Consider the following 1,508-nt stretch of genomic DNA (forward strand, 5'->3'; position numbering starts at 1 on the left):
AGACATCCCAGGGCCGTAATTTGTCAAGCGGCGGTGGGTTGTTGTTCCGTTCGGTGTGCCCAGGCGATGTGTTCGTCGTATTTGGTGCGGTGTCGTAGGCAGCCGTGCAGTAGTCCGACGAGTCGGTTGGCGAGTGCGCGGAGTGCTTGGTGGTGGAGGTCGCCGGCGGTGCGGTGGTGGTCGTAGAACGCACGAGCTCCCGGGCTTTGGCTTATGGCGCAGAATGCCCATTGGTCGATCGCGTCGTAGAGCCGCCGGTTGCGCACATGCCTGGACAGAACGGCCCGTTTTTTGCCGGACGCGATCGTCAGCGGTGACGTTCCGGCGTAATTTTTGCGAGACTTGGCAGAGGTGTACCGGTTGACGTCGTCACCGAATTCACCGAGCACCCGGGCGCCGAGGATGACACCGAGTCCTGGCAGGGAGAGGTAGATGCCGGCGTCCGGGTGTGCTTCAAAATGGCGTGCGAGTTCGGCTTCGAGGTCGCCGATCTGACGGTTCAGTTCCGCGATCAGCGCTACCGCCGAGCGGGTGGTGGCCGCGAATGCAGCCGCAACGGGCGGCGGTGCTGCGAGGTGCTCGGTGCGTAGCGCAGTTTGGATCTCTGCAGTTCGTGATTCGATATTGCGTTGCCGCCCTGCCCTTTTCAGGGTCGCTCGGATGCTCGCTGCACTCAGGTGTGCAGCTTCGGCGGGCGAGGCGGCACGCGAGAGGACGGCGACCGCGTCGCGGTGGTGGAGACTGTCGAATGCCTCGAGTGCGGCGGGGTAGTACTCGAGGAGCGCTGAGCGCAGTGCATTGGTTTGTCGGTTGCGGGACCAGATCAGGTTCTGGTGCCCGCGGGCCAACACCTTGATCGCGGCGGCGTCTGCGGTGTCACCGGCGATGGTGCGGTGGTTGTGTCGGTCGGTGCGCACCAGATCGGCCAACAGTTTCGCGTCACCGGCGTCGGATTTCGCACCCGAGAGGTGGTGGCGGTCTCGGTAGCGTGCGGCGGCGAGCGGGTTGATCGCGTAGACGGTGTATCCGGCTGCGAGCAGAGCAGATACCCACATGCCTCGGTCGGTTTCGATGCCTACGACGACGTCGGCAGGTTCGCGTGCATGGGAGGCCACCACATCGTGAAACCCGCTGATGCCCGCTAGACCTTCGGGTAATCGGCGGGACGCCAAACGTTTTCCGTCGGAGTTCATCACGTGGATGTCGTGGTGGTCTTCGGCCCAATCGTCTCCTACGAAAATCACGGGCAGTTCTCCTCACGTCCGTTTCGGCCACTGGCGGTGAGCCTCGAGGGATCCGGACCGCGACCTAATGGATCAGTGCTCGACTGGCACGACACCCCATCAGCATTCTGGGAACCCTCGCCGACCGGTGGGGCCACGATCTAACCTTAGGAGTCGATCTTCTCTCCAGGGCCATACAGTGATCACCCACCAGCGGCTCGGTGATCAGCTTTCTCCGACTAACTTCGCTACTCTCGGAGACTCGCCGATCAAGTCCCATTAGGG

General features: G+C 63.1%; 1 protein-coding gene. It reads right to left on the reverse strand.

The window, feature by feature from the left end; translation table 11 throughout:
- Positions 1–23: 23 nt before the first annotated feature.
- Positions 24–1,244 (reverse strand): IS110 family transposase, encoded by a 1,221-nt coding sequence (locus J1M86_RS23985; protein ID WP_206511639.1) that lies wholly within the window; start codon positions 1,242–1,244, stop codon positions 24–26.
- Positions 1,245–1,508: the final 264 nt, after the last annotated feature.

It is taken from the genome of Rhodococcus sp. KRD197 (assembly GCF_017168235.1).
In the GTDB taxonomy this organism is placed as follows: domain Bacteria; phylum Actinomycetota; class Actinomycetes; order Mycobacteriales; family Mycobacteriaceae; genus Rhodococcoides.